The organism is Nocardiopsis potens DSM 45234 (assembly GCF_000341105.1).
Classification (GTDB): Bacteria; Actinomycetota; Actinomycetes; order Streptosporangiales; family Streptosporangiaceae; genus Nocardiopsis_A; species Nocardiopsis_A potens.
This window is the reverse complement of record NZ_ANBB01000047.1, coordinates 139,243-163,202: the sequence shown is the minus strand read 5'-3', so window position 1 is coordinate 163,202 and position 23,960 is coordinate 139,243. Positions and strand designations below refer to the sequence as shown.

Below are 23,960 nucleotides of genomic sequence, written 5' to 3'. Positions count from 1 at the left end.
CCCGGTCGGGCCGGTGTTGGGGGGTTCGAGCGGCCCGGAAGGCCGCAAAGCAGGGGGCCGGAAACCGGGGAGGGATGGCGCAGGGGTGAGATGTCGTATTTGCCCTCCCGAGAGGCCCCGCCTTGGCCACTCTGGGTAATCGGGGAGGGGGTGGTGGGGGCTTCGGGGCTTACTACTCGCTGGTAGATGTAATCGGGGTGCTCTCGCGGTGCGCAGGGCGCCCCCACCCCCGCTTGTTCCCTGCCGCGAACCCGGCATAGGGGATAAGGCCACCCCCTGGCGGGGGCACGCGCCGGGCCTGGCCGGTGAACGCGGCGCCCGCCCCTCTCCCGCCCTCGCCGCCTGCTTGAACCCCCGCCCCGTGAGGCGCCGCGCCCGGGTGAGGCGCCCGGCCCCGCCCCTACCTTCGCCGTCGCCGCCCGTTTTGACCTTCGCTCCGCGATGCGCTGCACCCGACCGACCGGCCGCTCCCCCTCCCGCCCTCGCTGCCGGTTTGAACCCCCGCCACGTGGAGCGCCGCGCCCGGGTGAGGCGCCCGGCCCCGCCCCTACCTTCGCCGTCGCCGCCCGTCTTGACCTTCGCTCCGCGATGCGCTGCACCCGACCGACCGGCCGCTCCCCCTCCCGCCGTCGCCGCCCGCCTGAACCCCGGCCCCGTGAGAGGCCGCACTCGGCTGAGGCGCCCAGCCCCGCCGCTTCCTTTGCCGTCGCTGCCTGTTTGCACCTCCGCTCCGCGGGGCGCCGCGCCGGACCGATCGGCCGGCCGGTCTCCTCCCCGCCCTCGCTGCCCGCTTGAACCTCAACCCTGTGGGGCGCTGCGTTCGATCAGGGTGCCCGGCTTGGAGACTGCCGGGATCGGCGGAGTCGACAGAGTCGGCGAAGCCGGCGGAGTCGACCGCATGCCCGGTGGCCTCTCAGCGGACGTTCTTTCACCGCGCTCCGGGGCGGCGGGCCATGAACCAGTTCGGCACCCCGAGCACCGGGGCCTCCTCGGTGACCTCGTAGCCGAACCGCTCGTAGAACCGCACGTTGACGCCCTTGTCGGTCTCCAGGTAGCCGGTCGTTCCGTCCTGGTCCAGCCGGGCGCAGTGCTCCCGCATGAGCAGCGAGCCGATGCCCCGCCCCTGCAGGTCCGCGTCGACCGCCAGCGGGCCCAGGTGCACGTGCGGCTCGTCCGGGTCGCGGGCGCCCCAGGCCGCGGCCCAGGAGAGCACCCGCAGCGCCGCCGCGGGGCCGAGCCGGGACAGGTGCGGCAGCATGCGCAGCCGCCTCCCCGGGCTCATCCGGCAGGTCCCCGGCGGGGCGATCGCGGTGACGGCGAGGATGGCGCCGCCGCGCGCCGCGCACAGGAACTCCAGGTCCGGCGAGAGCGAGAACAGTCCCGCGACCAGCCGCCCGTGGCTCAGCCACCGCCGGTGCGGGTCCTCCCCGTACGCCGCGACGTGCAGCGGGTTGTCCCGCATGCCGCGCGCGAGCACCGCGACCGCCTCGGGCAGCTCGTCCCGGTGCAGTCCGCGGACCTCCACGCCCTCCGTCCCGCTCTTCCGGTTCTCCTCCACCATGGCGTCCCCCTCCCGCACCACCGGTCTTCCCGCTCCGGACGGCGGGGGCACCCCTGGGGAGACGCCGACACGGGGTCAGCGGGGAGTGATGAGCCGGGGCTCCGCCGGGGCCAGCCGTCCGCCGCCGGACTTCCGGACGCGCTCCTGGGCGATGTCGGACGCCTCGATCAGGCGCCCGGCGGCGGTGATGAGGTCGGACGCGTACACGTTGTTGCCCCGCTGGGCGGCCAGGCCGATGGCGGCCCAGGCCGTCGGCATGCTCACCCCCGGCGGGACGACCAGGAGGTCGATGCGGCCGCCGTTGGTGCCGACCGCGGTGAGCAGGTCGGAGGGCATGGTGGTGAACCAGGCCAACCGGATCGCCCGGCCGGCGACCTCCAGGAGTCCGGGCCGGGTCCTCCATCCGGTGGCCCCCAGCATGATGTGGTGGACGGTCCCCCGGTACCGGTCCAGGGCGAGGATGAGACCGGGCAGTTCGGCGACCGGGTCGTTGGAGCGTGGCCACCAGCCGCCGTCGAGCAGGGTGTCCCTGGAGGCCACGGACTGCAGGAGGAGGCGGGGGGCCGAAGGGGGCGAATCGGCGAGCACGGGCAGGTGCGGTGCAGAGGTGCGCATGGAGCGCTCGTTCCTGTTCTTCCGGGGCCGCGCGCGGCACGCGCTTCCCCGGACCGTTCGAAGGGCGGGGGATCGGTCACCGCCTGCGCGCCCTGGACGGGCCGGGCGGTCGGCTCGGAGACGGGGCGCGGCGGGCCACGGCACGTGCCCTGCGGGGCGGGATGGGAGCGGTACGGGATCCCCTTCCGTCGCACCGGCGTGGCGGGCGTTCCTCATGGATGGGGATGTCTTCGTCTCCGGATGCCCCTCACACTACGCCTGCCCGGGTAAAGGGCCGCCCATGGCGGAGCCGGAGGGGCCGCTGGGCCTCCGGATACGGCGGGCCGGAAAGGACGCCGCGTCCCCGCCGGCCTGCCCGGGTCACTACGCTGTCGGCGTGATCAGCCGAGAATGGCGCGGACCGCTCATCGACGTCTCGCTGGCGGTCGGGGTGACGGCGCTGATGCTGCTCGCCGCGGCCGCCTCCGGGGACCGGCCGTCCCGGCCGCTCGACGGGGTGACCGTCGGTGCCCTCGCGGCGGTCGGCGCCTGCGCGGCGATCGCCCGGCACGCGCCGCGCACCGCGCTGGTCGGCGCCGCCGTCGGCTACGCCGCGGTGATGGCGCTGGACGTGCCGGGCTTCTCCCCCGCGCCCGCGGTCGGCGTGCAGCTGTTCACCACCGCCCTCGCCGGGCACCGGTGGTGGGCGCTGGGCACCGCGGGCGCCCTGGTCGTCCTCGAACTGCCGGCCCGGGTGCTCGGCACCGGCCCGGAGACCCCGGTCGAGGCCGCGGCCGACATGGCGGAGCACGGCGCGATCCTCGCCCTGCTGCCGCTCCTCGCCGAGCTGGTCCGCAGCCGGCGGGCGCTGCGCGAGGAGACCGCGCGGCGGCTGGAGGCGGCCGAGCGCGAGCGCCGCCAGCGCACCGCGGCCGAACGGCTGCGCACCGCCCGCGACCTGCACGACGTCCTCGCCCACACGGTGACCGTGATCGGCATCCACGCGGGCGTGGCCGCGCACAGCATCGACGGCGACCCGGAGCAGGCCAAGGAGGCGATCGGGCAGGTGCGCGCGGCCAACCGGGAGGCGATGCGGGACCTGCGCAGCACCATCCGGGTGCTGCGCGCCTCCCCGGGCGGGCGGGAGCCGGAGCCGCCGCCCGGTCTGAGCGGGCTGGACGACCTGGTCGCCTCGGCCCGGGCCGCCGGCATCGACGCGGCGCTGGAGGTGCGCGGGGACACCGAGGTGCTGCGCCCCGCCGCCGCGCTCACCGCCTACCGGGTGGTGCAGGAGGCGGTCACCAACGCCCTGCGCCACTCCGGTGCCGCGTCACTGCGGGTGGAGGTGGCCGCGGAGGACGACGCGCTGCTGGTCGCGGTCGCCGACGACGGCGCGGGCGCGTCCGCCGCCGACCGCCCCTCCGAGGGGTCCGGCTCCGGGCTGCCCGGGATGGCCGAGCGGGTCGAGGCGCTGGGCGGGGAGCTGGCCTACGGCCCCGGCGACGGCGGCCGCGGCTGGTCGGTCCGGGCGCGCATCCCGCACCGGGAGCCGCCGGAGCGGTAGCCCCGGCCGTTCTTCCCCGCCGTCCTCTCCCGCTCCTCCTCCGGCGGGCGCGGCCGCGCCGCATGCCCGAAGTGCACGGAAATCGGACTGCTTCTTTTCCCTCATCCGAATCGGGCCATACTCCGCCCGCGGCGCGGAATCCGGTCGGAACGGCACTGGTCGCCGGGGAACGCCGTGACCGCATGCGGCCAGACCGGTCGATTCCACACCAGGAGACCGTGACCGAGAGAACCGGAGACGTGGCCGATAGTGACGGAATGGTGAACACGGGCACCGATTTCATCTCTGTTCTCACCGAATGCATCCGCGCGGATGCGGAGGGCGCCCGATTCGGGAGCGCCTCCCGATCGCGGCCCTGAATCCCGCTTACAGACTGTAAGAGCGGTTTTATTCCGCACCCGAAGAAAGAACTGAATGTCGCCTTCGGGGCTTTCGACCTAGATTTCCAACGCCATTCGCCCGCTCGGCCGATGGGCGGGCGGTCCCGTGTTGGAAGGCAGGTTCCCCCATGGCGATCTCACGTCGGAGCGCTCTGGCCGCGTCACTGGCCGGCGGAGCAGGGCTGCTGTTCAGCGGCGGCCTGGGCGCGGCTCCGGCCTGGGCCGACACCGCGGCCGGCGGGGCGGCCGGTCCCGACGAGGCGCTGCGGCTGCTCAAGGAGGGCAACGAGCGCTGGCGGACCTACTCGCAGACCCACCCCAACGAGAGCAGGGCGCGCAGACAGGAGCTGGTCGCCGGGCAGAACCCGTTCGCCCTGGTGATCGGCTGCGCCGACTCGCGCGTCCCCGCCGAGCTGGTGTTCGACCGCGGGCTGGGCGACCTGTTCGGCGTCCGCTCCGTCGGCGAGGTGCCGGACTCCTCGGTGATGGCCAGCGTCGTCTACGGCGCACACCACCTGCACATCCCGCTGGTCGTGGTGCTCGGGCACTCCTCCTGCGGCGCGGTCACCGCCGCCGTGGAGGTGCACCGGGGCGCACCGATGCCCGACGGGTACCTCGGCTACATGGTGAAGCAGATCCTCCCCGGGATCGAGTCGGTGCCCGACGACGGCACCGACGCCTTCATCGACGCCTGCGTCACCGCCAACGCCCGGCACATCGCCGACGAGCTGGCCGCCGACCCCGAGCTGAGCGGCGCCGTCGGCGCCGGCACGCTGCGCATCTCGCCGGCCCGCTACGAGCTGGACTCCTCGAAGGTGAACTTCCTGTAGCCGGTCCGGGTGCGGGCGGGGCGGCGCGCGCCGCCCCGCCCGCACCGTTCCCCCTGCCCCGCCCCGCCGGCGCATGGCAGGCTGGTCGCCCCACCCCCTACCGAGGAGCAGCGATGGCCCAGCAGGCGGGAGCGGACGCCCGGAGCGCGGAGTTCACCGTCCCCTCCGCGGAGCGCTACCTGGAGGACTACCCGGTCGGCGCGCGGGACGAGTTCGGCGGGGCCGCGGTCGAGGAGGCGGAGGTCCTCGAGTTCGGCCGGCGCTTCGACCCGCAGCCGTTCCACACCGACCCCGGCGCAGCGGCGGGCGGCCCCTTCGGCGGGCTGATCGCCAGCGGCTGGCACACCGCGTCGCTGATGATGCGGATGTACGCCGAGCACTACCTCTCGCCCGCGTCCAGCCTGGGCGGCCCCGGGGTGGACGAGCTCCGCTGGACCGCTCCGGTGCGGCCGGGCGACGTGCTGCGGGTCCGGGTGGAGGTGCTGGAGAACCGGCGGTCCCGCTCCAAGCCGGACCGCGGGCTGCTGCGCACCGGGGTGGAGGTGGTGAACCAGGACGGTACCGCCGTGCTGCGGATGACCGTCCTCAACCTGGTGCGCTGCCGCACCGCGCCCGGTTCCTGACCGGACCGGACCGGCCGGGGGCGTGCGCCCACCGCTCCACGGCCGCGGCCGCCTCCCTCCGCAAGCAAGGAAGGCAGACCCGTCCCCGCTTCTCCCCGCCGGTAGGGTCCGCACCGCCCGTACCGGGTGGAACCCCTTGCGACCGGGCAGAGTCCAAGGAGGGGACCGCGGCGCGGAGAGCAGGAGGACACATGGAGAAGAAGCCGAACCTCGCCCTCGGGATGGGGGTCGGGATCGCTCTCGGGGCGGCCCTCGGGACGGCCATGGACAACATCGGCATGGGCATCGCCCTCGGCGTGACCTTCGGCGCCGCGTTCTCCTGGTGGGGCGCCGGCGGCAAGGAGAAGGGCGAGGAGGGCCGGGAAGGCTGACCCGCCCCCGATGATCTCGACGTTGGGGCCCTGGCGACGCGCGTCGCCAGGGCCCCAACGTCGAGATCATCGCTTTGGAGGGGTGACCGGGCGCGGTCAGCGCCGCGGCGCCCCCTCGCCGGGGACGAAGCGGAAGCCCATGCCGGGCTCGGTGATGAAGTAGCGCGGGCGGTGCGGCTCGGGCTCCAGCCGGGCGCGGATCTGCGACATGAAGACCCGCAGGTAGTTGGTCTCCCGCCCGTACGAGGGGCCCCACACCTCCTGGAGCAGCCGCTCGTGGGTGACCAGCCGGTCGGCGTTGCGGACCAGGGTCTCCACGATGTGCCACTGGCGGGGGGTGAGCCGGACCCGCTCGCCGTCCCGGAGCACCCGCTTGGCGGGCAGGTCCACGGTGAAGTGGGCGGTCTCCACCACCGGGTCCTCCTCCGGCGGGGCGGCGCGCCGCATCGCCGCGCGGAGCCGGGCGAACAGCTCGTCCATCGCGAACGGCTTGGTGATGTAGTCATCGGCGCCGAGGTCGAGCGCCTCGACCTTCATCGCCTCGGTGTCCCGGCCGGTCAGCACCACGATCGGCACGTCCGACCAGCCGCGCAGCCCGCGGACCACGTCCAGCCCGTCCATCCCGGGCAGCCCGAGGTCGAGCAGGACGGCGTCGGGGTGGCGGCCCGCGGCCAGCTGGAGCGCCTGCTCCCCGGTGCCGGCGAAGTCCGCGGCGTAGCCGCGGGCCCGCAGGTTCACGTCGAACGTCTTGCGGATGCGCGGGTCGTCGTCGACGACCAGCACCCTGGGTGCCGATTCCATCTGTCCGTTCCGTTCCGGCGGCCGGGCCCGCGGGCGGTGCGGGCGCCGGGCCTCTCGTCGGTCATCGATGCTATGCGCCGGGCCGGGGGCGGCCGGCCCGCCGCCCCCGGCCCGGCCGGCGCGGTCAGCCGGCCGCCTCGTCCAGGGCCAGGTTGAGTTTCAGCACGTTGACGCCCTCCTCTCCGAGGACGCCCAGCGCCCGCCCGTCGGTGGCCTGCTCGACCAGCTCCAGCACCTCGGCGCGGTCCAGCCCGCGCGCCTGCGCGACCCGGTCGGCCTGGATCCGGGCGTTGGCCGGCGAGATGTGCGGGTCGAGGCCGGAGCCGGAGGCGGTGACCGCGTCCACCGGCACCTCGGCGCCGGCGGCCAGGCCGTTCTCCTCCCGGTAGGTCTCGGCCCGCTCCTCGACGCCGTCCAGCAGCTCCGGGCTGGAGGGGCCGAGGTTGCTCCCGCCGCTGTCCGCGGCGTCGTAGTCCACGGCCGAGGGGCGCGGGTGGAAGTATCCGGGCCCGGTGAAGGACTGGGCGAGCAGTTCCGAACCGACCGGTTCGCCGTCCCGTTCGACGATGGAGCCGTTCGCCCGCTCCGGGAACAGGGCCTGGGCGGCGCCGGTCACCGCCAGGGGGTAGGCGGCGCCGGTGATCGCGGTGAGGACCGCCAGCATTCCGGCGGCGGCGAGCAGGTGGCGGAGCATGTCAGAACACTCCCAGCGAGGAGATGAGCAGGTCGATGAGCTTGATCGCGATGAACGGGGTGATCAGCCCGCCCAGGCCGTAGACGAGCAGGTTGCGGCGGAGCAGCCGGGCGGCGCTCTCGGCGCGGAACCGGACGCCGCGCAGCGAGAGCGGCACCAGGGCGACGATCACCAGCGCGTTGAAGACCACCGCGGACAGGATCGCGGACTCGGCCGAGGCCAGGCCCATGATGTTCAGCCCGTCCAGCGCCGGCAGCACCCCGGAGAACATCGCCGGGATGACGGCGAAGTACTTGGCCACGTCGTTGGCGATGGAGAAGGTGGTCAGCGCGCCGCGGGTGATGAGCAGCTGCTTGCCGACCTCCACCACCTCGATCAGCTTGGTCGGGTCGGAGTCGAGGTCGACCATGTTCCCGGCCTCTTTGGCCGCCTGGGTGCCGGTGTTCATCGCCACCCCGACGTCGGCCTGGGCCAGCGCCGGGGCGTCGTTGGTGCCGTCGCCGGCCATCGCGACCAGGGCGCCCTCGGCCTGCTTGGTGCGGATCAGCGCGAGCTTGTCCTCCGGCCTGGCCTCGGCGAGGAACTCGTCCACCCCGGCCTCGTCCGCGATGGCCTCGGCGGTCCGCGGGTTGTCGCCGGTGACCATGACGGTGCGGATGCCCATCGCGCGCAGCCGGTCGAAGCGCTCCCGGATGCCGGGCTTCACCACGTCGGCGAGGTGGACCACGCCGAGCACCCGGGGCGCGGCGCCCCCTTCGGCCTCGGCGACCGCCAGCGGGGTGCCGCCGGCGCCGGCGATGGCCGAGGCGAGCTCGTCCAGTTCGGCGGGGACCGTGCCGCCGGACTCGGAGACCCAGCGGCGCACCGCGTCCACCGCGCCCTTGCGGATGCGCCGGCCGCCGCCGTCCACCCCGCTCATCCGGGTCTGCGCGGTGAACGGGACGAGCTCCCCGGAGCCGCCCGGGGCGGGGTCCGGGGCGATGCCGTACCGCAGCTCGGTGTGGTCGACGATGGAGCGGCCCTCGGGCGTCTCGTCGGCCAGGCTGGAGCGGTGCGCGGCGGCCGCGAGCCGCTCGGCGGACACCCCGGGGAGCGGGATCAGGTCGGAGGCCTGACGGTCGCCCAGGGTGATGGTCCCGGTCTTGTCCAGCAGCAGCGTGTCGACGTCTCCGGATGCCTCGACCGCGCGGCCGGACTTGGCGAGCACGTTCCGCTGCACCATGCGGTCCATCCCGGCGATGCCGATCGCCGAGAGCAGCGCGCCGATGGTGGTCGGGATGAGGCAGACCAGCAGCGCGATCAGCACGATGACGTTCTGCTCGGCGCCGGAGTAGATCGCGAAGGGCTGCAGGGCCGCCACGGCGCCGAGGAAGATCAGCGCCATCCCGGCGAGCAGGATGTCCAGCGCGATCTCGTTCGGGGTCTTCTTCCGGTCGGCCCCTTCGACCAGCGCGATCATCCGGTCCAGGAAGGTGGAGCCGGGCGCGGCGGTGATCCGGACGGTGATCGAGTCGGAGAGCACGGTGGTGCCGCCGGTCACCGCGGACCGGTCGCCGCCGGACTCGCGGATCACCGGCGCGGACTCGCCGGTGATGGCGGACTCGTCCACGCTGGCGATGCCCTCGACCACGTCGCCGTCGCCGGGGACGACCTCGCCCGCGGACACCACGCACTCGTCGCCGACCCGCAGTTCGGTGGCGGGCACCTCTTCCAGGGTCCCGCCGCGCCGGCGCCTGGCCGTCGCCGCGGCGCGCGCCGTGCGCAGCGCGGCCGCCTGGGCCTTGCCCCGCCCCTCCGCCATCGCCTCGGCGAAGTTGGCGAACAGCACGGTGGACCAGAGGACCAGGGCCACCAGGGCGCCGAAGAGGTTCTCCGTGAGGGAGCCGTCGGGAAGCCCGGCGAGGAGGAGCACGGTGGTCAGCGCGCTGCCGACCAGCACCGTGAACATGACGGGGTTGCGCAGCTGCACCCGCGGGTGCAGCTTCTTCACCGCGTCGGCCAGGGCGCGGCGCACGATCGGGCCGTCGAACAGGGACCGCCGGGGCGGCGGGTTCCGGTCGCGGCCGCCTTCGGCGGGGGCGGGCGCCGGTGCCGCGCCCTGGGCCGCGTCGGGGGGTTCCTGGGTCCGCACCGAGCCGGACGGCTTCGGGGAGGCCTGGGTCAGGTCGTCTTTCATGGGTGTCAGCTCTCAGAGGGAGAGGTGCTCGACGACGGGGCCGAGCGCCAGGGCCGGGAAGAAGGTGAGGCCGGCGGTGATCACCACGACGCCGACGACCATGCCGCCGAAGAGCGGCGTGTGGGTGGGCAGGGTGCCGGCCGAGGCGGGGGCGGGCTTCTTACGGCCCAGCGCGCCCGCGACCGCCAGCACCGGGATGATCAGGAAGAACCGGCCGGCGAGCATGGCCGGCCCGGCGGTGACCGCGTACCACCAGGTGGTGGAGTCCAGGCCGCCGAAGGCCGAGCCGTTGTTGTTGGCGGTCGAGGCGTAGGCGTAGAGGATCTCGCTCAGGCCGTGCGGGCCGCCGTTGCCGAGCGAGGAGAGGGCCCCGTCGGAGACCGCGGAGACGGCGGAGAAGCCGAGCACCACCGCGGGCATCGCCAGCAGGTAGAGCATGACCAGCTTGATCTCGGTCGCGCCGATCTTCTTGCCCAGGTACTCCGGGGTCCGCCCGACCATCAGCCCGGCGATGAACACGGCGAGGATCGCCATGATCAGCAGGCCGTTCAGGCCGACGCCCACGCCGCCGGGGCTGACCTCGCCGAACAGCATGTGCAGCAGGGCGGTGCCGCCGCCGAGCGGGGTGAAGCTGTCGTGCATGGCGTTGACCGAGCCGTTGGAGGTGCCGGTGGTGCTCGCCGCCCACAGCCCGGAGGCGGCCGGTCCGAACCGGACCTCCTTGCCCTCCATCGATCCGCCGGACTGCAGCGCGGAGGCGGACTGGTCCACCCCCAGCGCGGTGAGCAGCGGGTTCCCGGCCGATTCCAGGACCATCGCGGCGATGCTCATCGCCGCCCAGACGCCGATCATGATCCCGAAGGCCGCGCGGCCCTGGCGCCGGTCGTTGACCAGGTGGCCGAAGGCGAACGCCAGGGCGAACGGGATGACCAGGATGGACCAGGTCTCGACGAAGTTGCCGAGCGCGGTGGCGTTCTCGAACGGGTGCGCCGAGTTGGCGTCGAAGAACCCGCCGCCGTTGGTGCCCAGCTGCTTGATCGCGATCTGGCTCGCCGCCGCGCCGCCCGGGATGAGCTGCTCGGCGCCCTCCACCGTGGTCACCACGGTCTTGCCCGCGAAGTTCTGCACCGTGCCCTGGCCGACCAGGAAGAGCGCCATCAGGAAGGACATCGGCAGCAGGATGCGCAGGGTGCCCCGGACCAGGTCGACCCAGAAGTTGCCCAGGGTGGCCGTACCGCGCCGGGCCAGGCCGCGGATGAACGCGGCCATCACCGCCATGCCCGCCGCGGCGGACACGAAGTTCTGCACTCCGAGCCCGGCCATCTGGGAGAGCGGGCTCATCACCGCCTCGCCGGCGTAGGTCTGCCAGTTGGTGTTGGTGGCGAAGCTGACCGCGGTGTTGAACGCGATCCTCGGCTCGACCCCGGGCAGGTCCAGCGGGTTGAGCGGGAGCGCCCCCTGCAGCCGCAGCAGGGCGTAGAGGAACCCGAAGGACACCGCGGTGAACGCCAGCACCGCCAGGGCGTACCCGGTCCAGTGCTGCTCCCGGTCGGGGTCGACCCGGCAGATCCGGTAGACCGCCCGCTCCACCGGCAGCAGCACCCGGTCGCCCGGGGCGGTGCGCTCGTCGCCGTAGACCCGGGCGATGTAGCGCCCGAGCGGCGGCGCCGTGGCGAGCACCACCGCGACCAGCAGGAGGAACTGGAGCCAGCCCTCGATCGACATCAGAACCTCTCCGGGTGCAGCAGGGCGTGGGCCAGGTAGCAGGCCACGGGGGCGGCGATCAGCAACGCCAGTGCGTTCTCCCAGCTCATGACGGGCTCACCCCGGACTCCCGGGGTTCGGTGCCGGCTGCGCCGCCGGCGGCGGTCCCGCCGTCGACGATCCGCTCGCAGCCGCGGACGTAGAACACGCACAGGGCGAAGAACACGCCGGCGGTCAGCACGAGCACGATGTCGGCCATCTCGTCGGTCTCCTTCCGGCCGCCGGCGCTCGGTCCGGCGGCTCTCCATCGTTCGGGGCACCCGCGGGGTGCCGGAGGAGACTCTGGCCCCGGCCGGAAGGGCGGCCGGGCATCACAGCGCTCTCTTAGCGCCCGATAACGCCGATTTAGCGGCTTATTAGCGCCTTATCGCCATGCGCCCCCGCCCCGAGCAGGAAGAATGGGCGCGGAAAGGGGGTCCGCAATGCCACGCGGGCAACTGCGCATCTACCTCGGCGCGGCACCGGGGGTCGGCAAGACCTACGCGATGCTGAACGAGGCGCACCGCCGCCGCGAGCGCGGTGCGGACGTGGTCATCGGCGTGGTGGAGACGCACGGCCGCCCCCGGACCGCCGAGGCCGTCGGCGACCTGGAGGCCGTCCCCAGACGGACCGTCCGCTACCGCGGCGGCGCCTTCGAGGAGATGGACCTGGAGGCGGTGCTCGCCCGCAGGCCCCAGGTGGTCCTGGTGGACGAGCTGGCGCACACCAACGTCCCCGGCTCCGGCAGCGCCAAGCGCTGGCAGGACATCGACGCCCTGCTGGAGGCCGGCGTCACCGTGCTGTCCACGCTCAACATCCAGCACCTGGAGTCGCTCAACGACGTGGTGGAGGAGATCACCGGCGTCCCCCAGCGCGAGACGGTGCCCGACTCCTGGGTCCGCCAGGCCGACCAGGTGGAGCTGGTCGACATGGCCCCCGAGGCGCTGCGCCGCCGGATGGCGCACGGCAACGTCTACCGGCAGGAGAAGGTCGGCGCCGCGCTGGGCAACTACTTCCGGGTCGGCAACCTCACCGCGCTGCGCGAGCTGGCCCTGCTCTGGCTGGCCGACAAGGTCGACGACCAGCTCGACCGGTACCGCGCCGAGCACGAGGTGGTCACGCCCTGGGAGGCCCGGGAGCGGGTGGTCGTCGCGCTGACCGGCGGGCCGGAGGGGCGGTCGCTGATCCGGCGGGCCGCCCGGATCGCCGCCCGCGCCAAGAGCGCCGACCTGATGGCGGTGCACGTCACCCGGGGCGACGGCCTGGTCGGCGCGGACCCGCGGCTGCTCGCCGAGCAGCGGGGGCTGGTGGAGGACCTGGGCGGCAGCTACCACCAGGTGCTCGGCAACGACGTGCCCACCGCGCTGATCGAGTTCGCGCGCGGCGTCAACGCCACCCAGCTGGTGCTGGGCGCGAGCCGGCGCAAGCGGATCGCTCACCTGTTCTCGCCCGGGGTCGGCGTCACCACCGCCGCCATGTCCGGGCCGATCGACGTGCACCTGGTCACGCACGAGGAGGTCGGCCGCAAGCCGCGGCCCGGCGCCGGAGAGGCGGTCTCCCGCCGCCGCCGGCTGGCCGGGTTCGCGCTGGCGCTGACGGTACTGCCGGCCGCGCTGTTCACCCTGGAGATGCCGCACGACGAGAGCTCGCTGGCCGCCGGCGTCCTGCTGGTGCTGGGCGCGGTCACCGGGACCGCGCTGGTCGGCGGGATGCGGCCGGCCGTGTCGGCCGCCGTCGGCGGCTTCCTGCTGCTCAACTTCCTCTACACCCGGCCCTACCACTCGCTCTTCGTCGACACCGGGTTGAACACCCTGTCCCTGCTGGTCTTCCTGGTGGTGGCGGTCTCGGTGAGCGTGGTGGTGGACCGGGCGGCGCGGCGCACCCGGGAGGCGGCGCGGGCGAGCGCCGAGGCGCAGACGCTGGCCGCCGTCGCGGGCAGCGTGCTGCGCGGGGACAGCCCGCTGCAGGCGCTGCTGGAGCGGCTCCGGGAGGGCTTCGGCCTGGACTCGGTCGCCCTGCTGGAGCGGCGGCCGGGCGCCCCGAAACGGCCCGACCTGCGGCAGGACCCGCAGGCGTGGGCGGTGGCGGCGTCCGTCGGCCGCCCGGTCTGCGGCGCGCCGGGCGAGGGCGACGCCGAGGTGCCCGTGGACGACTCGCTCAGCCTGGTGCTGCGCGGGCGCCCGCTGGAGGCCGGCGACCGGCGCATCGTCGAGGCGTTCGCGGCCCAGGCCGCGCTCGCCCTGCGCCAGGAGCGGCTGGCCGCCGAGGCGGCGACCGCGAAACCGCTGGCCGAGGCCGACCGGATGCGGTCCGCGCTGCTCGCGGCGGTCAGCCACGACCTGCGCACCCCGCTCGCCTCGGCCAAGGCCTCGGTGACCAGCCTGCGCAGCCGGGAGGTGCGCTTCTCCGCGGAGGACCGGGAGGAGCTGCTGGCCACCGCGGACGAGTCGCTGGACCTGCTCACCCGGCTGGTCGGCGACCTGCTCGACATGAGCCGGCTGCAGTCCGGGGTGCTCGGCGTCTCCCCGGTCGAGCTGGACCTCGCCGACAGCCTGCCCTACGTGCTCGGGGAGTTCGGCGCGGAGGGGCGCGGCGTCCGGGTGGAGCTGCCCGCGGGCCTGCCGACCGTGCGCGCCGACGCCGGCCTGCTGGAGCGGGTCCTGGTCAACGTGGTCCGCAACGCGCTGCGGTTCAGCCCGGACGGCAGCCCGCCGCGGATCACCGCGGCCGAGGGCGACGACACGGTGGAGCTGCGGGTCGCCGACCACGGCCCGGGCGTCCCCGAGGCGGAGCGGGACCGGCTCTTCGTCCCGTTCCAGCGCCTCGGCGACAGCGACAACACCACCGGTCTGGGGCTGGGCCTGGCGCTCTCCCGCGGCCTGACCGAGGCCATGGGCGGCACCCTGGAGCCGGAGACCACCTCGGGCGGCGGCCTGACCATGAAGATCACCCTGCCCACCGCGGACGCCGCCCCGGACGGCCCCGCCGGCGACCCGGCACCGCCGCGGAGCACGGCCCGGAACTGACCGCCCGGCACGGACGGCCCCTTCTCCCGCCCCTTCCGCCACGATGATCTTGACGTTGCGGGCCTATCAGAGCGCTCTGATAGGCCCGCAACGTCAAGATCATCGCGCTCTGGAGCGCACCCGGCGGTTCCGGCGGGCTAGAAACCGGGCGGCTGGTACGGCGGGCGGCCTCCGTGCTGCGGAGGGCCGGGCGGAGGGCTCTGCGGCGGGTAGGGCCCCTGCCCCGGCGGTGCCTGCGGCGGGCGGTGTCCCGCCGGTCCCGGCCACTGCGGACCGTGCTGCCCGGGGTAGGGCCGCTGCGGGTGCCCCTGGGGCGGCCCCGGCCGCCGGTAGGGGTCGGGCGGAGGGGCCTGCCCTGGGTAGGGCGCCTGCCCGGGATAGGGCTGCGGAGGAGCCTGCGGCGGATGCGGCGGGTGCGGGGCCTGCCGCCGCACCGGTTCCGCGCCCGGGCCGCGGCCGCCGCCGAACTCGGCGACGGCGGCGAGGATGCGGTCCTCCGGCCCGGTGATCTCGTCGGTCCGGCCGAGCAGGTGGGCGGGGCGCCCGCCGCGGTGGAAGCCCGGCTCGGCCCCCAGGTCGGCGCCGGGCGCCGGCCAGAGCACCACGTAGGGGGCGGTCTCCTCGCCGTCCCCGGGCCTGCGCTCCACGGTCACCGCGGCGATGTGCGTCCAGGGGACGAAGGTGTCCAGGCCCTCCGGCGGGTTGCGGGTGGTGATGCCGTTGGCGTCGATCCGCAGCCGGAACGGCAGCATCCCGTAGACGACCACGGCCATGCCGGCCACCAGGGCCACCGGCGCCGCGAACAGCCAGAGCGGCAGCCGCCCGTCGGCGAGGAACCAGCCCACCAGCAGCACCGTCCCCAGCCCGCCGAGCCCTGCCGCCAGCAGGCCGATCCCGAAGATCGGCCCGCGCCTCTTCTGGAACTCCACGTCGCTCCCCCTGTGCCTCGGATGCGCGCGGTGCGGCGCCCCGCGCCGCCTCCCCGGCGCGGTACCGCCCCGCCCCATTCTCCCGTCCCTCCGGCGGTGCCCCTGACGAACTGGGAAAACACGTTGCCCGATCCGGGGCGCGCTGCGAGACTCCGCCGGTGAGCACTGTGAGAGCGGAGCTGCTGACCGGGCAGCTCGACATCGCCTGGGCCCTGTTCGAACACCACTTCGCCGACATCGACGATGCGGCCTGCCTGTGGGAGCCGGCCCCGGGCGCCTGGACCGTCCGCCCGGACGCCGAGGGGCGCTGGCGGCCGGACTGGCAGGTCCCGGAGCCCGACCCGGTGCCGGCCCTCACCATCGGCTGGCTGACCTGGCACATGGACTACTGGTGGACCACCACGATCGGGCACTGCCTGCACGGCGGCGCGCCCGACCGGGAGGAGATCACCTGGCCGGGCGGGGCCGCGGCGGCCGCCGAGCGGCTGCACGGGTTGAAGGAGGAGTGGCGCGCCGGCCTGCTCGCCCTCTCCGACGCCGACCTGGACTCCGCCGACCGGACCGCGGGCCTGCCCTGGGGCGAGGGGCTGCCGCTGTCCGCCGTCGCCGGCTGGCTCAACATCGAGCTGGCCAAGAACGTCGCGGAGATCGGCATGGTGCACCACCTCTACCGGCTGCACCCGTCCGGCTGACCCCCGGCCGCGCCCCCGCGCCGCCCAGCCGGTCGGAGACGGCCCTGTAGGCGGGGCACTGTCGGTGCCGGCGGCCACCGCCACCGCTCCCGGGGCGATCCACAGCACGACCGTGCTGAGGAACGCGATGAGCGTGTCGACCTCGGCGCACGACATCGCCCCCATCCGGGCGCGGCACCTCGCGGAGCGAAGCTTCAAGCAGGCAGCGACAGTGGGAGGGGGACCGGCCGGTCGGTTCAGCGCGGCGCCCCACGGGGCGAAGGTCCAAGCAGGCGGCGACGGCGAAGGAAGGGACAGAGTCGGGCGCCCCAGCCGGGCGCGGCACTCCACGGAGCGAAGCTTCAAACGGGCAGCGACGGAGGGAGGGGGACCGGCTGGTCGGTCCGGCGCGGCGCCCCACGGGGCGGAGGTCCAAGCAAACGGCGACGGCAGCGGTGGGGGCGGGGCGAGCATCTCACCCGGGCGCGGCATCTCGCGGGGCCGGGGGTTCAAGCAGGCAGCGAAGGCAGCGGTGGGAACCGGCTGGTCGGTCGGGCGCGGCAGAGCGGGCCGGGACAGCCGGGGGCGGGATCGCCGCGCCCGCGTCGCGCCCGACTCCGAGGCTGGCCACCCGGAAACCACCACCCCCACCCTGACCTGGGTGAATACGCACGGTGATGGTGGAGTGGGGCGCCCTGCGCACCGCGAGAGCACCCCGGTGATTCCCGGGCGCGCATCCCGGCCCGGATCGGCCCCCGGCAGGCCGGAATGGCCCTGGTCGGGCCGGTGTTCGGGGGTTGGGGCTGCCCGCAAGACCGGGATGCGGGGGCCGGAACCCAGAGAGGGGCGACACGAGGACGGAATGCCGCTTTTATCCCCCTGAGAGGCCCTGCTTTGGCCACTCTGGGTAATCGGCGAAGGGGTGGTGGGGGCCTCAAGGCTTACTACTCGCCGGTAGATGTAATCGGGGTGCCGCAGAGGTGCGCAGGGCGCCCCCTCCCGCCCGATCTCCACCGCAAACCCGGCATATGGGTTATGACCACCCTGGTTGGCACGGGCCGGGCCGGTGAACACGGCGCCCGGCCCCTTCCCGCCCTCGCCGCCCGCTTGAACCCTCGCCCCGTGAGGCGCCGCGCCCGACCGACCAGCCGGTCCCCCCGCCCACCGTCGCCGCCCGCTTGAACCCTCGCCCCGTGAGGCGCCGCGCCCGACCGACCAGCCGGTCCCCCCGCCCACCGTCGCCGCCCGCTTGAACCCTCGCCCCGTGAGGCGCCGCGCCCGACCGACCAGCCGGTCCCCCCGCCCACCGTCGCCGCCCGCTTGAACCTTCGCTCCGCGAGGCGCCGCACCCGGGTAAGGCGCTCGCCCCGCCCCTACCCTCGCCGTCGCCGCCTGCCTGAACCTCCACCCCCGTGAGGCGCCGCACCCGACCGACCAGCCGGTCCCCCCTCCCGCCATCGCCGCCCGCTTGAACCCCCGCCCCGTGAGGCGCCGCGCACAGGTGAGGCCTGCGCCCCAGCCCTACCTCCGCCGTTGCAGGCTGCTTGAACCTTCGCTCCGTGGGGAGCGGCCGGTCGGCGGCTTGACCTTCGAGCCGGGTCGAAGGTCTACCGTCGGGGCATGGAGGAGATGCGGATCGCGCAGCTGGCGGAGAGGTCCGGGGTTCCGCCCTCCACGCTGCGCTACTACGGGGAGCGCGGACTGCTGCCGGCCCGCCGCTCCTCCGCCGGATACCGGCTCTACGACCGGGGCGCCCTGGAGCGGTTGGCGTTCATCGCCGCGGGCAAGCGGCTCGGCCTGGAGCTGGACGAGATCGGCGAACTGCTGCGGGTCTGGCAGGAGGGCGCGTGCGCGCAGGTCAGAGCGTCGTTGCGGCCGCGGGTCGCGGCACGGCTGGTCGCCGCGCGGGCCCGCGCCGAGGAGCTGGCCGCCTTCACCGGGGTGCTGCGCGGCGCGCTGGCGCACCTGGACGCGCTGCCCGGCCGGGACGGGCCGTGCGGCCCCGAATGCGACCTGCTCGACCTGGGGCGGCGGCACTCCGCGGGCTCGGCGGAGCCGACCCCGGCCACGGCAGAGCCCGCCCCGGCCCCGCCGGAGGCCCCGGTGGCCGTCCCGGAGCGGCCCGCCCTCACCGCTCCTCCGGGGGCGTCCTCGGCGGTGCTCGCCGCGGTCTGCGCGCTGAACGACGGTGCGGCGCGGGAGCGCGCCGGCCGCTGGCGGGAGCTGCTGCGCGGCGCCCCGCGCGAGGAGGCGCCCGGCGGCTTCCGCGCCGCCCTGCCGACCGACCGGGCCGCCGAGGCCGCCGAGCTGGCCGCCGCCGAGGTGCGCTGCTGCTCGTTCTTCTCCTTCGCCCTGGAGCTGGACCGGACCGGGGCGGGCCTCCGGGTGACCGCCCCGGAGGAGGCCCGCCCTATCCTCGACGAGGTGTTCGGCGTGCCCGGGCCGGGCACCGAGCCGATCGTCCCTCCGCTGCCTTCCGGAAAGACCCGCACATGCTCTCGGTGAAGTCGGTCCTGCTGTTCGCCATCGCCGCCCTGTTCGAGATCGGCGGGGCCTGGCTGGTCTGGCAGGGCGTGCGCGAGCAGCGCGGCCTGCTGTGGATCGGCGCCGGGGTGGTCGCCCTGGGCCTGTACGGCTTCGCCGCCGCCTTCCAGCCGGAGGCGCACTTCGGCCGGGTGCTGGCCGCCTACGGCGGCGTCTTCATCGCCGGCTCGCTGGCCTGGGGTATGGCGATGGACGGGTTCCGCCCGGACCGCTTCGACGTGATCGGCGCGCTGATCTGCCTGGTCGGCGTCGCGATCATCATGTACGCCCCGCGCGGGGCCTGACCCTCCCCGGTGATCGTGCCGTTCCGGGCCCGCCGGAGCGCCGGGACGGGCCCGGAACGTCACGATCAGCGCCGGGGCCGGCGGCGGGCTCAGCCCTTCCGTCCCCAGACCTTCCAGCCGCGGGCCTTCCGCTCCGGGGGCGCCGGCTCCTGGTGCATCGGCTCCCGGGGCGCCTGCTCCTGCGCCGCCCGTTCCCGGGCCTCCCGCTCCTGGTCCTCCAGTACCCCGCGCAGGTACGGCTCCGCCTTCAGATCGCCCTCCTCGACGGCCGCCCGGAGCTGCCGCTCGGCCTCGTCGAGGCGGCCGCGGACGTGCAGAAAGCGTCCGTAGAACTGCTTGGTGCGCGGAACGCCCCGCTCGAGCGAGTGGCGGTACCACTGATCGGCCTCCTCGCGGCGGCCGGCCTCGTTGTAGAGCGTGGCCAGGTAGAGCGGCGCCTGCTCGTCCCCCTGCTCCAGGGCGGTGTGCATCAGGCGGATCGCCCCCTCCAGGTCGCCGTTCCTCTTGTAGACCACGGCGTAGCGGCGCATCGCGCCGGGGAACCGGGCCTCGGCGGCGGCGCGGTAGGCCTCCTCCGCCTCGTCCGGCCGGCCCAGCTTCTCGTCGAGGAGCCCGCCGAGGATGTACAGCGCCTTGGCGTTCCCGGTGCCGGCCGCCTTGCGCAGCCACGGCTCCGCCTCCTCGAACCGGCTCCGGGCGAAGAGGAACCGGCCCAGTTCCAGCGCGGCCCCGTCGGCCCCCGCCTCGGCGGCGCGGCGGTACCACCGCTCGGCCTCCTCGTACCGCCCGTCCTTCTCCCGCAGGGCACCGAGCGCCTTGGCCGCCCGCCGGTCCCCGGCCTCGGCGGCGGTGCGCAGCAGCTCCGCACCGTCCTCCGGCCGGTTCCGCACCTCGCAGAGGAAGAGCCCCAGCTCCCGTCCGGCCCCGGAGACCCCGGCCCCGGCGGCCCAGCGGTAGAACGCCTCCGCCTCGTCCAGGCGCTTCCCCCGCTCCGCGATCCGCCCCAGGTCCAGCAGGGAGTCGGTGTGCCACATCCCGACCGCGGCCCGGTGCCAGTGCTCGGCGTCGCCGTCCCGCTTCCGCTCCGCGCTGAGCACGCCGAGCAGGTGGGCGCCGGTGGGCTCTCCGGCGTCGTAGGCCGCGCGGAGGCGCTGCTCCGCCTCGTCGGTCCGGCCGGCCTTCCGGCAGACCCGGGCGAGCTCGATCATCCCCCACGGGTCGCCGGCGTCGGCGGCCCACCGGAACCAGCCTTCGGCCTCCGCCGCGCCCTTCCGGCGGAGCAGCACCCGGCCGAGGTCCGTGCCGGCCTTCCGCTCCCCGAGGTGCGCCGCCTGGGCCAGCCACAGTTCGGCCTGGTCGAGGTCTTTGCGCCGGTTGTAGGCCAGTCCCAGCCGGTACGCCGACCTCGGGTCCCCGTCCCGGGCACGGCGCTCGATCTCCGCGATGTCGTCCATTCCGGAAGTGTGCCAGAGGGGACGCGTTTCCCCGATCGCCCGCCGCGGGCACCTCGGCGAGGGTCCGCGGCCGCTCGAACGCCGTCCCCGTGCGCCCTCCGGTGAGCGCGCCATCGGGGGCCCGGGCCGGACCCGCCGATCCGGCCGCTCTCCGAACCAGAGGAAATGAAAAATCAGAGCATTTCTCCATTGATTCTCTTTCCTGTTTCAGGGCGGGCACCATACCTCGACCGAAACAGGGGATCCCTCGGCCGTGAATGCGACCGCCTCTTCTGCGCCGCGTGAATGAGCGGTGATCCGCAGGCGGGAACTGCACGGCGCCGCGGGGAGGCGGGCACTTACCGTCAGTTCAGAGCGGCCCGCCGGGCCCGCCCCGGGGGGCGCGGGCCGCGTTTTCCGGTCGCCCCGGGAAACCGATTTCGAGTGCGGCGGCGTTTCACCGCCTCGGAGAGGGAAACCACCCCGACCGGAACGGCGCCCGCCGCGCCCACCGCGCCCGTCTTGCGTACGCCGTTCACACTCTTCGCCGAATTCGGGGGATTCTGGAAATGACGACCGTGGATTTCGACCACACCGCCACCGGGCACGAGCTGCCGCACGCGCTCTGCCTGGCCCACGCGGCCAAACTCGCCTACGCCGACGAGGACGCGGCCCGCGCGCAGGCGGCCGAATGGGGGTTCGACCGGTTCCGCTTCTTCGAGGCCGACTTCGCGCCGCCCTTCGCCCTGGACCACACCCAGGCCTACGTCATGGCCAGCGACGACATGGTCATCGCGGCCTTCCGCGGCACCGAGCCCGCCCAGATCATGGACTGGCTCTCCGACGCCAAGGCGCCCATGGTGGCGCACTCCTCCGGCAAGGGCATGGTGCACTGGGGGTTCGACACCGCCCTGGAGGCGATCTACCCCCGGATGCTGGCGGCGATCGAGGAGATGCGCGACAACGACCAGACGCTGTGGTTCACCGGCCACAGCCTGGGCGGGGCGCTGGCCATGCTCGCCGCCGCGCGCATCCGCCTCGCCGACCCGGAGCTGCTCGCCGACGGCGTCTACACCTTCGGCCAGCCGCGCACCTGCGACCGCGAGCTGGCCGCCGCCTACGACGGCGCCCTGCGGGGGCGCACCCACCGCTTCGTCAACAACAACGACGTCGTCCCGCAGGTGCCGCCGCCCCCGCTGTACTCGCACGTGGCCGAGGAGCGCTACTTCGACGCCGACGGCCGCCTCCGCTCCGAGAAGCCCGGCCTGCTGGGAGGGCTCGCGGACAAGGCCAAGGGCTACGCCCTGGACGCGGCCGCCTTCCACCCCGACGCCGATGGGATCACCGACCACTTCATGGACGCCTACATCGCCTGCCTGCAGAAGGCCGGCCGCTGACGCGGCCCCGTCCTGCGGCCCTGGGAGGCCCCGGGGACCGCGTGCCGAGCGCGGCCCCGCGACCGCCGCCGGCGCGGATCCGGCGGCGGCCCGGCGGGGCCGCCTCAGATCCCGTCGGCGTGGCCGGCGAGCGCCGCCTCGACCAGGCTCATCCCTGCGGCGAGGCGCGCGTCGAGGTCGTCGAACCAGGCGCTGAGCGCAGCGCCGACCTCGGCGATCAGCCGCTCCGAGGCGGGTGCCAGCGGGCCGGCCCGGTGCACGATGCCGAACTCCGCCTCCAGCGTGGGCGAGGTCTCGATCAGCTCGGCGCCCGCGTCGTGCGCGGCCAGGGCCAGGCGGAGCGGCAGGAAGGCCTGGAACCCCGAGCCGAGCACGAAGTTCAGCTGCGCGGTGCGGCTGGGCACGGTGGCGCCGATCGCGACGTCGGCGCCGTGCTCCCGCAGCGCCGCGAGGACCGGGTCGGGCTCGGCCTCGTTGTCGCCCCGGTGCCGGGTGACCAGGGGGAGGTCGCCGATGTCGGAGAGCGGCAGCACTCCGCGGCGCCCCTCCCCCGGCTCCGCGCCGGGCTCCCCGGCGGCCCGCCCCTTCCCGGGCCTGACCAGGAGCAGCCGCTGCACGCCGAGCGGGACGAACACGATGTCGGGGCGCTCGGCCGGGCGCAGCGCGAAGCCGAGCTCGACCCGGCCGCCGACCACGGCGTCGAGCATCTCCGCCTGCGAGGAGACGTCGGCGATGTCGAGCCGGACCCTGGGGTGCTGTGCGACGAACCTGCTGGTCCACGCCGCGACCGCTTCGGCCGACATCTCCGGGACGCACAGGACGCTGATCGCGCCCTCCTCCAGGGTGCGCACCCTCCCCATGGCGTCGCGGAGCGCGACGACGTCCTCCAGCACCCGCTTGGCGTGCGGAAGCAGCAGCTCGCCGGGGGTGGTGGGGGCGAGCCGGCGGCCGGTCCGGTGGAAGAGGGCCACGTCGAGCTCGCGCTCCAGGGCCCGGATCGACTGCGACAGCGCCGGCTGGGACATGAAGAGGTGCTCCGCGGCGCGGCTCAGCCCGCCGCGCTCCACGACCGCGACGAAGTGCTCGAGCTGGCGGAGGTCCATGACCGGATCAGTATCGCAGGGCCGTGTTCGGCCGGGTCGCCCGGTAGGTGTCGGGGAGCACGCCGTCGCGGGCGACCCGCCGGGTCACCGCGCGGCCGAGGTTGCGCTCGTGGATCGGCGAGGAGCCCTCGTAGATCCGCAGCGCCCGCACGTCGCGCCACATCCGCGGGACCGGGTGGGAGCCGACGATGCCGGCCCCGCCCAGCAGCTGGACGCAGCGGTCCCCCACCCGGCTCGCCATCTCGGAGCAGTAGAGCTTCGCCGCGGCGATCCGGTGCCGCGGCACCTCGCCCCCGTCGAAGGCGCGCGCGGCCTCCAGGGTCAGCGCGCGACCGGCCTCCAGTTCGCTGAAGCAGCGCCCCAGTTCGGCCTGGACCGCCCCGAGTTCGGCGAGCGGGGCGCCGAACTGGCTCCGCTCGTTGACGTGCCGCGCGGTCTCCTCCAGCATCCGCGTGGCCTGGCCGATGCAGGTCGCCGCGACGTGCAGCCGGGCGTGGTTGATGCCGCGCAGGGCCATCGCGAAACCGCGGCCCGGCTCGCCGCCGACCAGCGCGTCGCCGCCGACGGCGACGTCGTCGAGGTCGATCTCGGCGACCGGCCCCTCGGCGTGGCCGTTCATCAGCTCGGGGATCCGGGTGGTCACGCCCGGGGCCGTCCGCTCGACCAGGAAGGCCGAGACGCCGTCGGTCCCGGACGATCCGGCGTCGCTGCGCGCGAAGACGACCAGCAGGTCCGCCCAGTGGGCGTTGGTGATGTAGCGCTTGCGGCCGTTGAGGACCCATCCCCCGCCGGCCGGGACGGCGGTGGTCTCCAGGGCGCCCGCGTCCGACCCGGCCTCCGGCTCGGTGAGCGCGAAGGCGGTCACCAGTTCGCCGGCGGCCATCCGGGGCAGCAGCTCCCTGCGCTGCCGGTCGGTGCCGTGGTCGAGGATCCCCTGCGAGCACAGCCCGATCACGGTGGAGAACCGGGAGCGGTAGACGCACGAGGCGCGGGTGAACTCCATGGTCAGTGCGGTCTGCCGGCTCATCGACCAGCCGAGGCCGCCGTACTCGCGGGGGATCGAGACGGCGAACAGGCCGTTGGCCGCCAGCGCGTCCATGACCTCGGGCGGCACCTCGCCGGTGCGCACCATCTCCGCCTCGGACGGGATCAGCAGGTCGTCGGTGAGCGCCGCGACGCGGGCCAGGTACTCCTCGAAGGGCAGCGAAAGGACACTGGGGTCGATCACGGTGGGGC

21 protein-coding genes are annotated in these 23,960 nt (G+C 74.8%); 9 read left to right on the top strand and 12 right to left on the bottom strand.

The genetic code is table 11. From position 1 onward, the window contains the following. Positions 1 to 928: 928 nt before the first annotated feature. Positions 929 to 1,561, bottom strand: coding sequence for a GNAT family N-acetyltransferase (locus tag D459_RS33805; RefSeq protein WP_152523050.1), 633 nt, complete (start codon positions 1,559 to 1,561; stop codon positions 929 to 931). Positions 1,562 to 1,636: 75 nt separating this feature from the next. Beyond that, entirely contained in the window at positions 1,637 to 2,176 is a 540-nt protein-coding gene (locus tag D459_RS35905) for a DUF5994 family protein (RefSeq protein WP_017594782.1), read from the bottom strand. A 376-nt stretch (positions 2,177 to 2,552) separates the two neighbouring features. On the opposite strand from D459_RS35905, the gene D459_RS35900 reads away from it, so the two are divergent. From D459_RS35900 to D459_RS0120005, 4 genes are all read left to right on the top strand, one after another. Beyond that, the gene (locus D459_RS35900) at positions 2,553 to 3,719 is read left to right on the top strand and encodes a sensor histidine kinase (protein ID WP_161634170.1); all 1,167 of its coding nucleotides are present in this window, start codon (positions 2,553 to 2,555) and stop codon (positions 3,717 to 3,719) included. A gap of 508 nt (positions 3,720 to 4,227) precedes the next feature. Then, positions 4,228 to 4,929: a carbonic anhydrase gene (locus D459_RS0120015; RefSeq protein WP_017594780.1), complete on the top strand. Its 702-nt coding sequence runs from the start codon at positions 4,228 to 4,230 to the stop codon at positions 4,927 to 4,929. Between the two features lie 113 nt (positions 4,930 to 5,042). Next, positions 5,043 to 5,552, top strand: a complete 510-nt coding sequence (locus D459_RS0120010) for a MaoC family dehydratase (protein WP_017594779.1) — start codon at positions 5,043 to 5,045, stop codon at positions 5,550 to 5,552. Between the two features lie 191 nt (positions 5,553 to 5,743). Next, entirely contained in the window at positions 5,744 to 5,923 is a 180-nt protein-coding gene (locus tag D459_RS0120005) for a hypothetical protein (RefSeq protein ID WP_017594778.1), read from the top strand. 96 nt (positions 5,924 to 6,019) lie between these two features. Here D459_RS0120005 and D459_RS0120000 read toward each other — a convergent pair whose 3' ends face one another. The 6 genes from D459_RS0120000 to D459_RS36190 form a co-directional block, all read right to left on the bottom strand. Continuing rightward, complete coding sequence (locus D459_RS0120000) at positions 6,020 to 6,724, bottom strand: response regulator (protein ID WP_020380266.1); 705 nt, start codon at positions 6,722 to 6,724, stop codon at positions 6,020 to 6,022. A gap of 124 nt (positions 6,725 to 6,848) precedes the next feature. Further along, complete coding sequence (gene kdpC / locus D459_RS0119995; protein WP_017594776.1) at positions 6,849 to 7,418, bottom strand: potassium-transporting ATPase subunit KdpC; 570 nt, start codon at positions 7,416 to 7,418, stop codon at positions 6,849 to 6,851. A 1-nt stretch (position 7,419) separates the two neighbouring features. After that, the gene (gene kdpB / locus D459_RS0119990; protein WP_017594775.1) at positions 7,420 to 9,594 is read right to left on the bottom strand and encodes a potassium-transporting ATPase subunit KdpB; all 2,175 of its coding nucleotides are present in this window, start codon (positions 9,592 to 9,594) and stop codon (positions 7,420 to 7,422) included. Between the two features lie 12 nt (positions 9,595 to 9,606). Beyond that, complete coding sequence (kdpA, locus tag D459_RS0119985; protein ID WP_017594774.1) at positions 9,607 to 11,319, bottom strand: potassium-transporting ATPase subunit KdpA; 1,713 nt, start codon at positions 11,317 to 11,319, stop codon at positions 9,607 to 9,609. Further along, positions 11,319 to 11,408, bottom strand: a complete 90-nt coding sequence (locus D459_RS34555) for a potassium-transporting ATPase subunit F (RefSeq protein WP_017594773.1) — start codon at positions 11,406 to 11,408, stop codon at positions 11,319 to 11,321. Before D459_RS34555 ends, kdpA begins: the two co-directional genes overlap by 1 nt. Further along, positions 11,405 to 11,557: a hypothetical protein gene (locus tag D459_RS36190; protein ID WP_017594772.1), complete on the bottom strand. Its 153-nt coding sequence runs from the start codon at positions 11,555 to 11,557 to the stop codon at positions 11,405 to 11,407. The genes D459_RS34555 and D459_RS36190 overlap by 4 nt, the downstream gene beginning before the upstream one ends. Positions 11,558 to 11,780: 223 nt before the next feature. On the opposite strand from D459_RS36190, the gene D459_RS0119970 reads away from it, so the two are divergent. Then, positions 11,781 to 14,363, top strand: coding sequence for a sensor histidine kinase (locus tag D459_RS0119970; RefSeq protein ID WP_017594771.1), 2,583 nt, complete (start codon positions 11,781 to 11,783; stop codon positions 14,361 to 14,363). A 137-nt stretch (positions 14,364 to 14,500) separates the two neighbouring features. Here D459_RS0119970 and D459_RS36400 read toward each other — a convergent pair whose 3' ends face one another. Next, complete coding sequence (locus D459_RS36400) at positions 14,501 to 15,292, bottom strand: hypothetical protein (RefSeq protein WP_017594770.1); 792 nt, start codon at positions 15,290 to 15,292, stop codon at positions 14,501 to 14,503. A gap of 158 nt (positions 15,293 to 15,450) precedes the next feature. Between D459_RS36400 and D459_RS0119960 the strand changes: the two genes are divergently transcribed. From D459_RS0119960 to D459_RS0119950, 3 genes are all read left to right on the top strand, one after another. Next, positions 15,451 to 15,984: a DinB family protein gene (locus tag D459_RS0119960; RefSeq protein ID WP_026120574.1), complete on the top strand. Its 534-nt coding sequence runs from the start codon at positions 15,451 to 15,453 to the stop codon at positions 15,982 to 15,984. 1,599 nt (positions 15,985 to 17,583) lie between these two features. Next, positions 17,584 to 18,468: a MerR family transcriptional regulator gene (locus D459_RS32230; RefSeq protein WP_017594768.1), complete on the top strand. Its 885-nt coding sequence runs from the start codon at positions 17,584 to 17,586 to the stop codon at positions 18,466 to 18,468. Continuing rightward, entirely contained in the window at positions 18,456 to 18,791 is a 336-nt protein-coding gene (locus D459_RS0119950) for a YnfA family protein (protein ID WP_017594767.1), read from the top strand. The genes D459_RS32230 and D459_RS0119950 overlap by 13 nt, the downstream gene beginning before the upstream one ends. An 89-nt stretch (positions 18,792 to 18,880) precedes the next feature. Here the strand turns inward: D459_RS0119950 and D459_RS0119945 are convergent, their stop codons facing one another. Then, positions 18,881 to 20,245 (bottom strand): tetratricopeptide repeat protein, encoded by a 1,365-nt coding sequence (locus tag D459_RS0119945; RefSeq protein WP_017594766.1) that lies wholly within the window; start codon positions 20,243 to 20,245, stop codon positions 18,881 to 18,883. Positions 20,246 to 20,793: 548 nt separating this feature from the next. Here D459_RS0119945 and D459_RS0119940 point away from each other — a divergent pair. Beyond that, entirely contained in the window at positions 20,794 to 21,621 is an 828-nt protein-coding gene (locus D459_RS0119940) for a lipase family protein (RefSeq protein WP_020380265.1), read from the top strand. A gap of 104 nt (positions 21,622 to 21,725) precedes the next feature. On the opposite strand, the gene D459_RS32225 is transcribed toward D459_RS0119940, so the two are convergent. Then, entirely contained in the window at positions 21,726 to 22,724 is a 999-nt protein-coding gene (locus D459_RS32225) for a LysR family transcriptional regulator (protein WP_017594764.1), read from the bottom strand. A 7-nt stretch (positions 22,725 to 22,731) separates the two neighbouring features. Further along, a complete protein-coding gene (locus tag D459_RS0119930) occupies positions 22,732 to 23,952 on the bottom strand; it encodes an acyl-CoA dehydrogenase family protein (protein ID WP_017594763.1) in 1,221 nt (406 codons plus the stop codon). Positions 23,953 to 23,960: the final 8 nt, after the last annotated feature.

Excerpts from the sequence above, each read along its gene's own strand:
- D459_RS0119945 (WP_017594766.1), bottom strand. The coding sequence starts at position 20,245 with ATGGACGACATCGCGGAGATCGAGCGCCGTGCCCGGGACGGGGACCCG.
- D459_RS0120015 (WP_017594780.1), top strand. The coding sequence starts at position 4,228 with ATGGCGATCTCACGTCGGAGCGCTCTGGCCGCGTCACTGGCCGGCGGA.
- D459_RS36190 (WP_017594772.1), bottom strand. The coding sequence starts at position 11,557 with ATGGCCGACATCGTGCTCGTGCTGACCGCCGGCGTGTTCTTCGCCCTG.
- D459_RS0120010 (WP_017594779.1), top strand. The coding sequence starts at position 5,043 with ATGGCCCAGCAGGCGGGAGCGGACGCCCGGAGCGCGGAGTTCACCGTC.
- D459_RS34555 (WP_017594773.1), bottom strand. The coding sequence starts at position 11,408 with ATGAGCTGGGAGAACGCACTGGCGTTGCTGATCGCCGCCCCCGTGGCC.
- D459_RS0120000 (WP_020380266.1), bottom strand. The coding sequence starts at position 6,724 with ATGGAATCGGCACCCAGGGTGCTGGTCGTCGACGACGACCCGCGCATC.
- D459_RS0119940 (WP_020380265.1), top strand. The coding sequence starts at position 20,794 with ATGACGACCGTGGATTTCGACCACACCGCCACCGGGCACGAGCTGCCG.
- D459_RS0120005 (WP_017594778.1), top strand. The coding sequence starts at position 5,744 with ATGGAGAAGAAGCCGAACCTCGCCCTCGGGATGGGGGTCGGGATCGCT.
- D459_RS32230 (WP_017594768.1), top strand. The coding sequence starts at position 17,584 with ATGGAGGAGATGCGGATCGCGCAGCTGGCGGAGAGGTCCGGGGTTCCG.
- kdpC (WP_017594776.1), bottom strand. The coding sequence starts at position 7,418 with ATGCTCCGCCACCTGCTCGCCGCCGCCGGAATGCTGGCGGTCCTCACC.
- kdpB (WP_017594775.1), bottom strand. The coding sequence starts at position 9,594 with ATGAAAGACGACCTGACCCAGGCCTCCCCGAAGCCGTCCGGCTCGGTG.
- D459_RS0119970 (WP_017594771.1), top strand. The coding sequence starts at position 11,781 with ATGCCACGCGGGCAACTGCGCATCTACCTCGGCGCGGCACCGGGGGTC.
- D459_RS32225 (WP_017594764.1), bottom strand. The coding sequence starts at position 22,724 with ATGGACCTCCGCCAGCTCGAGCACTTCGTCGCGGTCGTGGAGCGCGGC.
- D459_RS0119950 (WP_017594767.1), top strand. The coding sequence starts at position 18,456 with ATGCTCTCGGTGAAGTCGGTCCTGCTGTTCGCCATCGCCGCCCTGTTC.
- D459_RS35905 (WP_017594782.1), bottom strand. The coding sequence starts at position 2,176 with ATGCGCACCTCTGCACCGCACCTGCCCGTGCTCGCCGATTCGCCCCCT.
- kdpA (WP_017594774.1), bottom strand. The coding sequence starts at position 11,319 with ATGTCGATCGAGGGCTGGCTCCAGTTCCTCCTGCTGGTCGCGGTGGTG.
- D459_RS33805 (WP_152523050.1), bottom strand. The coding sequence starts at position 1,561 with ATGGTGGAGGAGAACCGGAAGAGCGGGACGGAGGGCGTGGAGGTCCGC.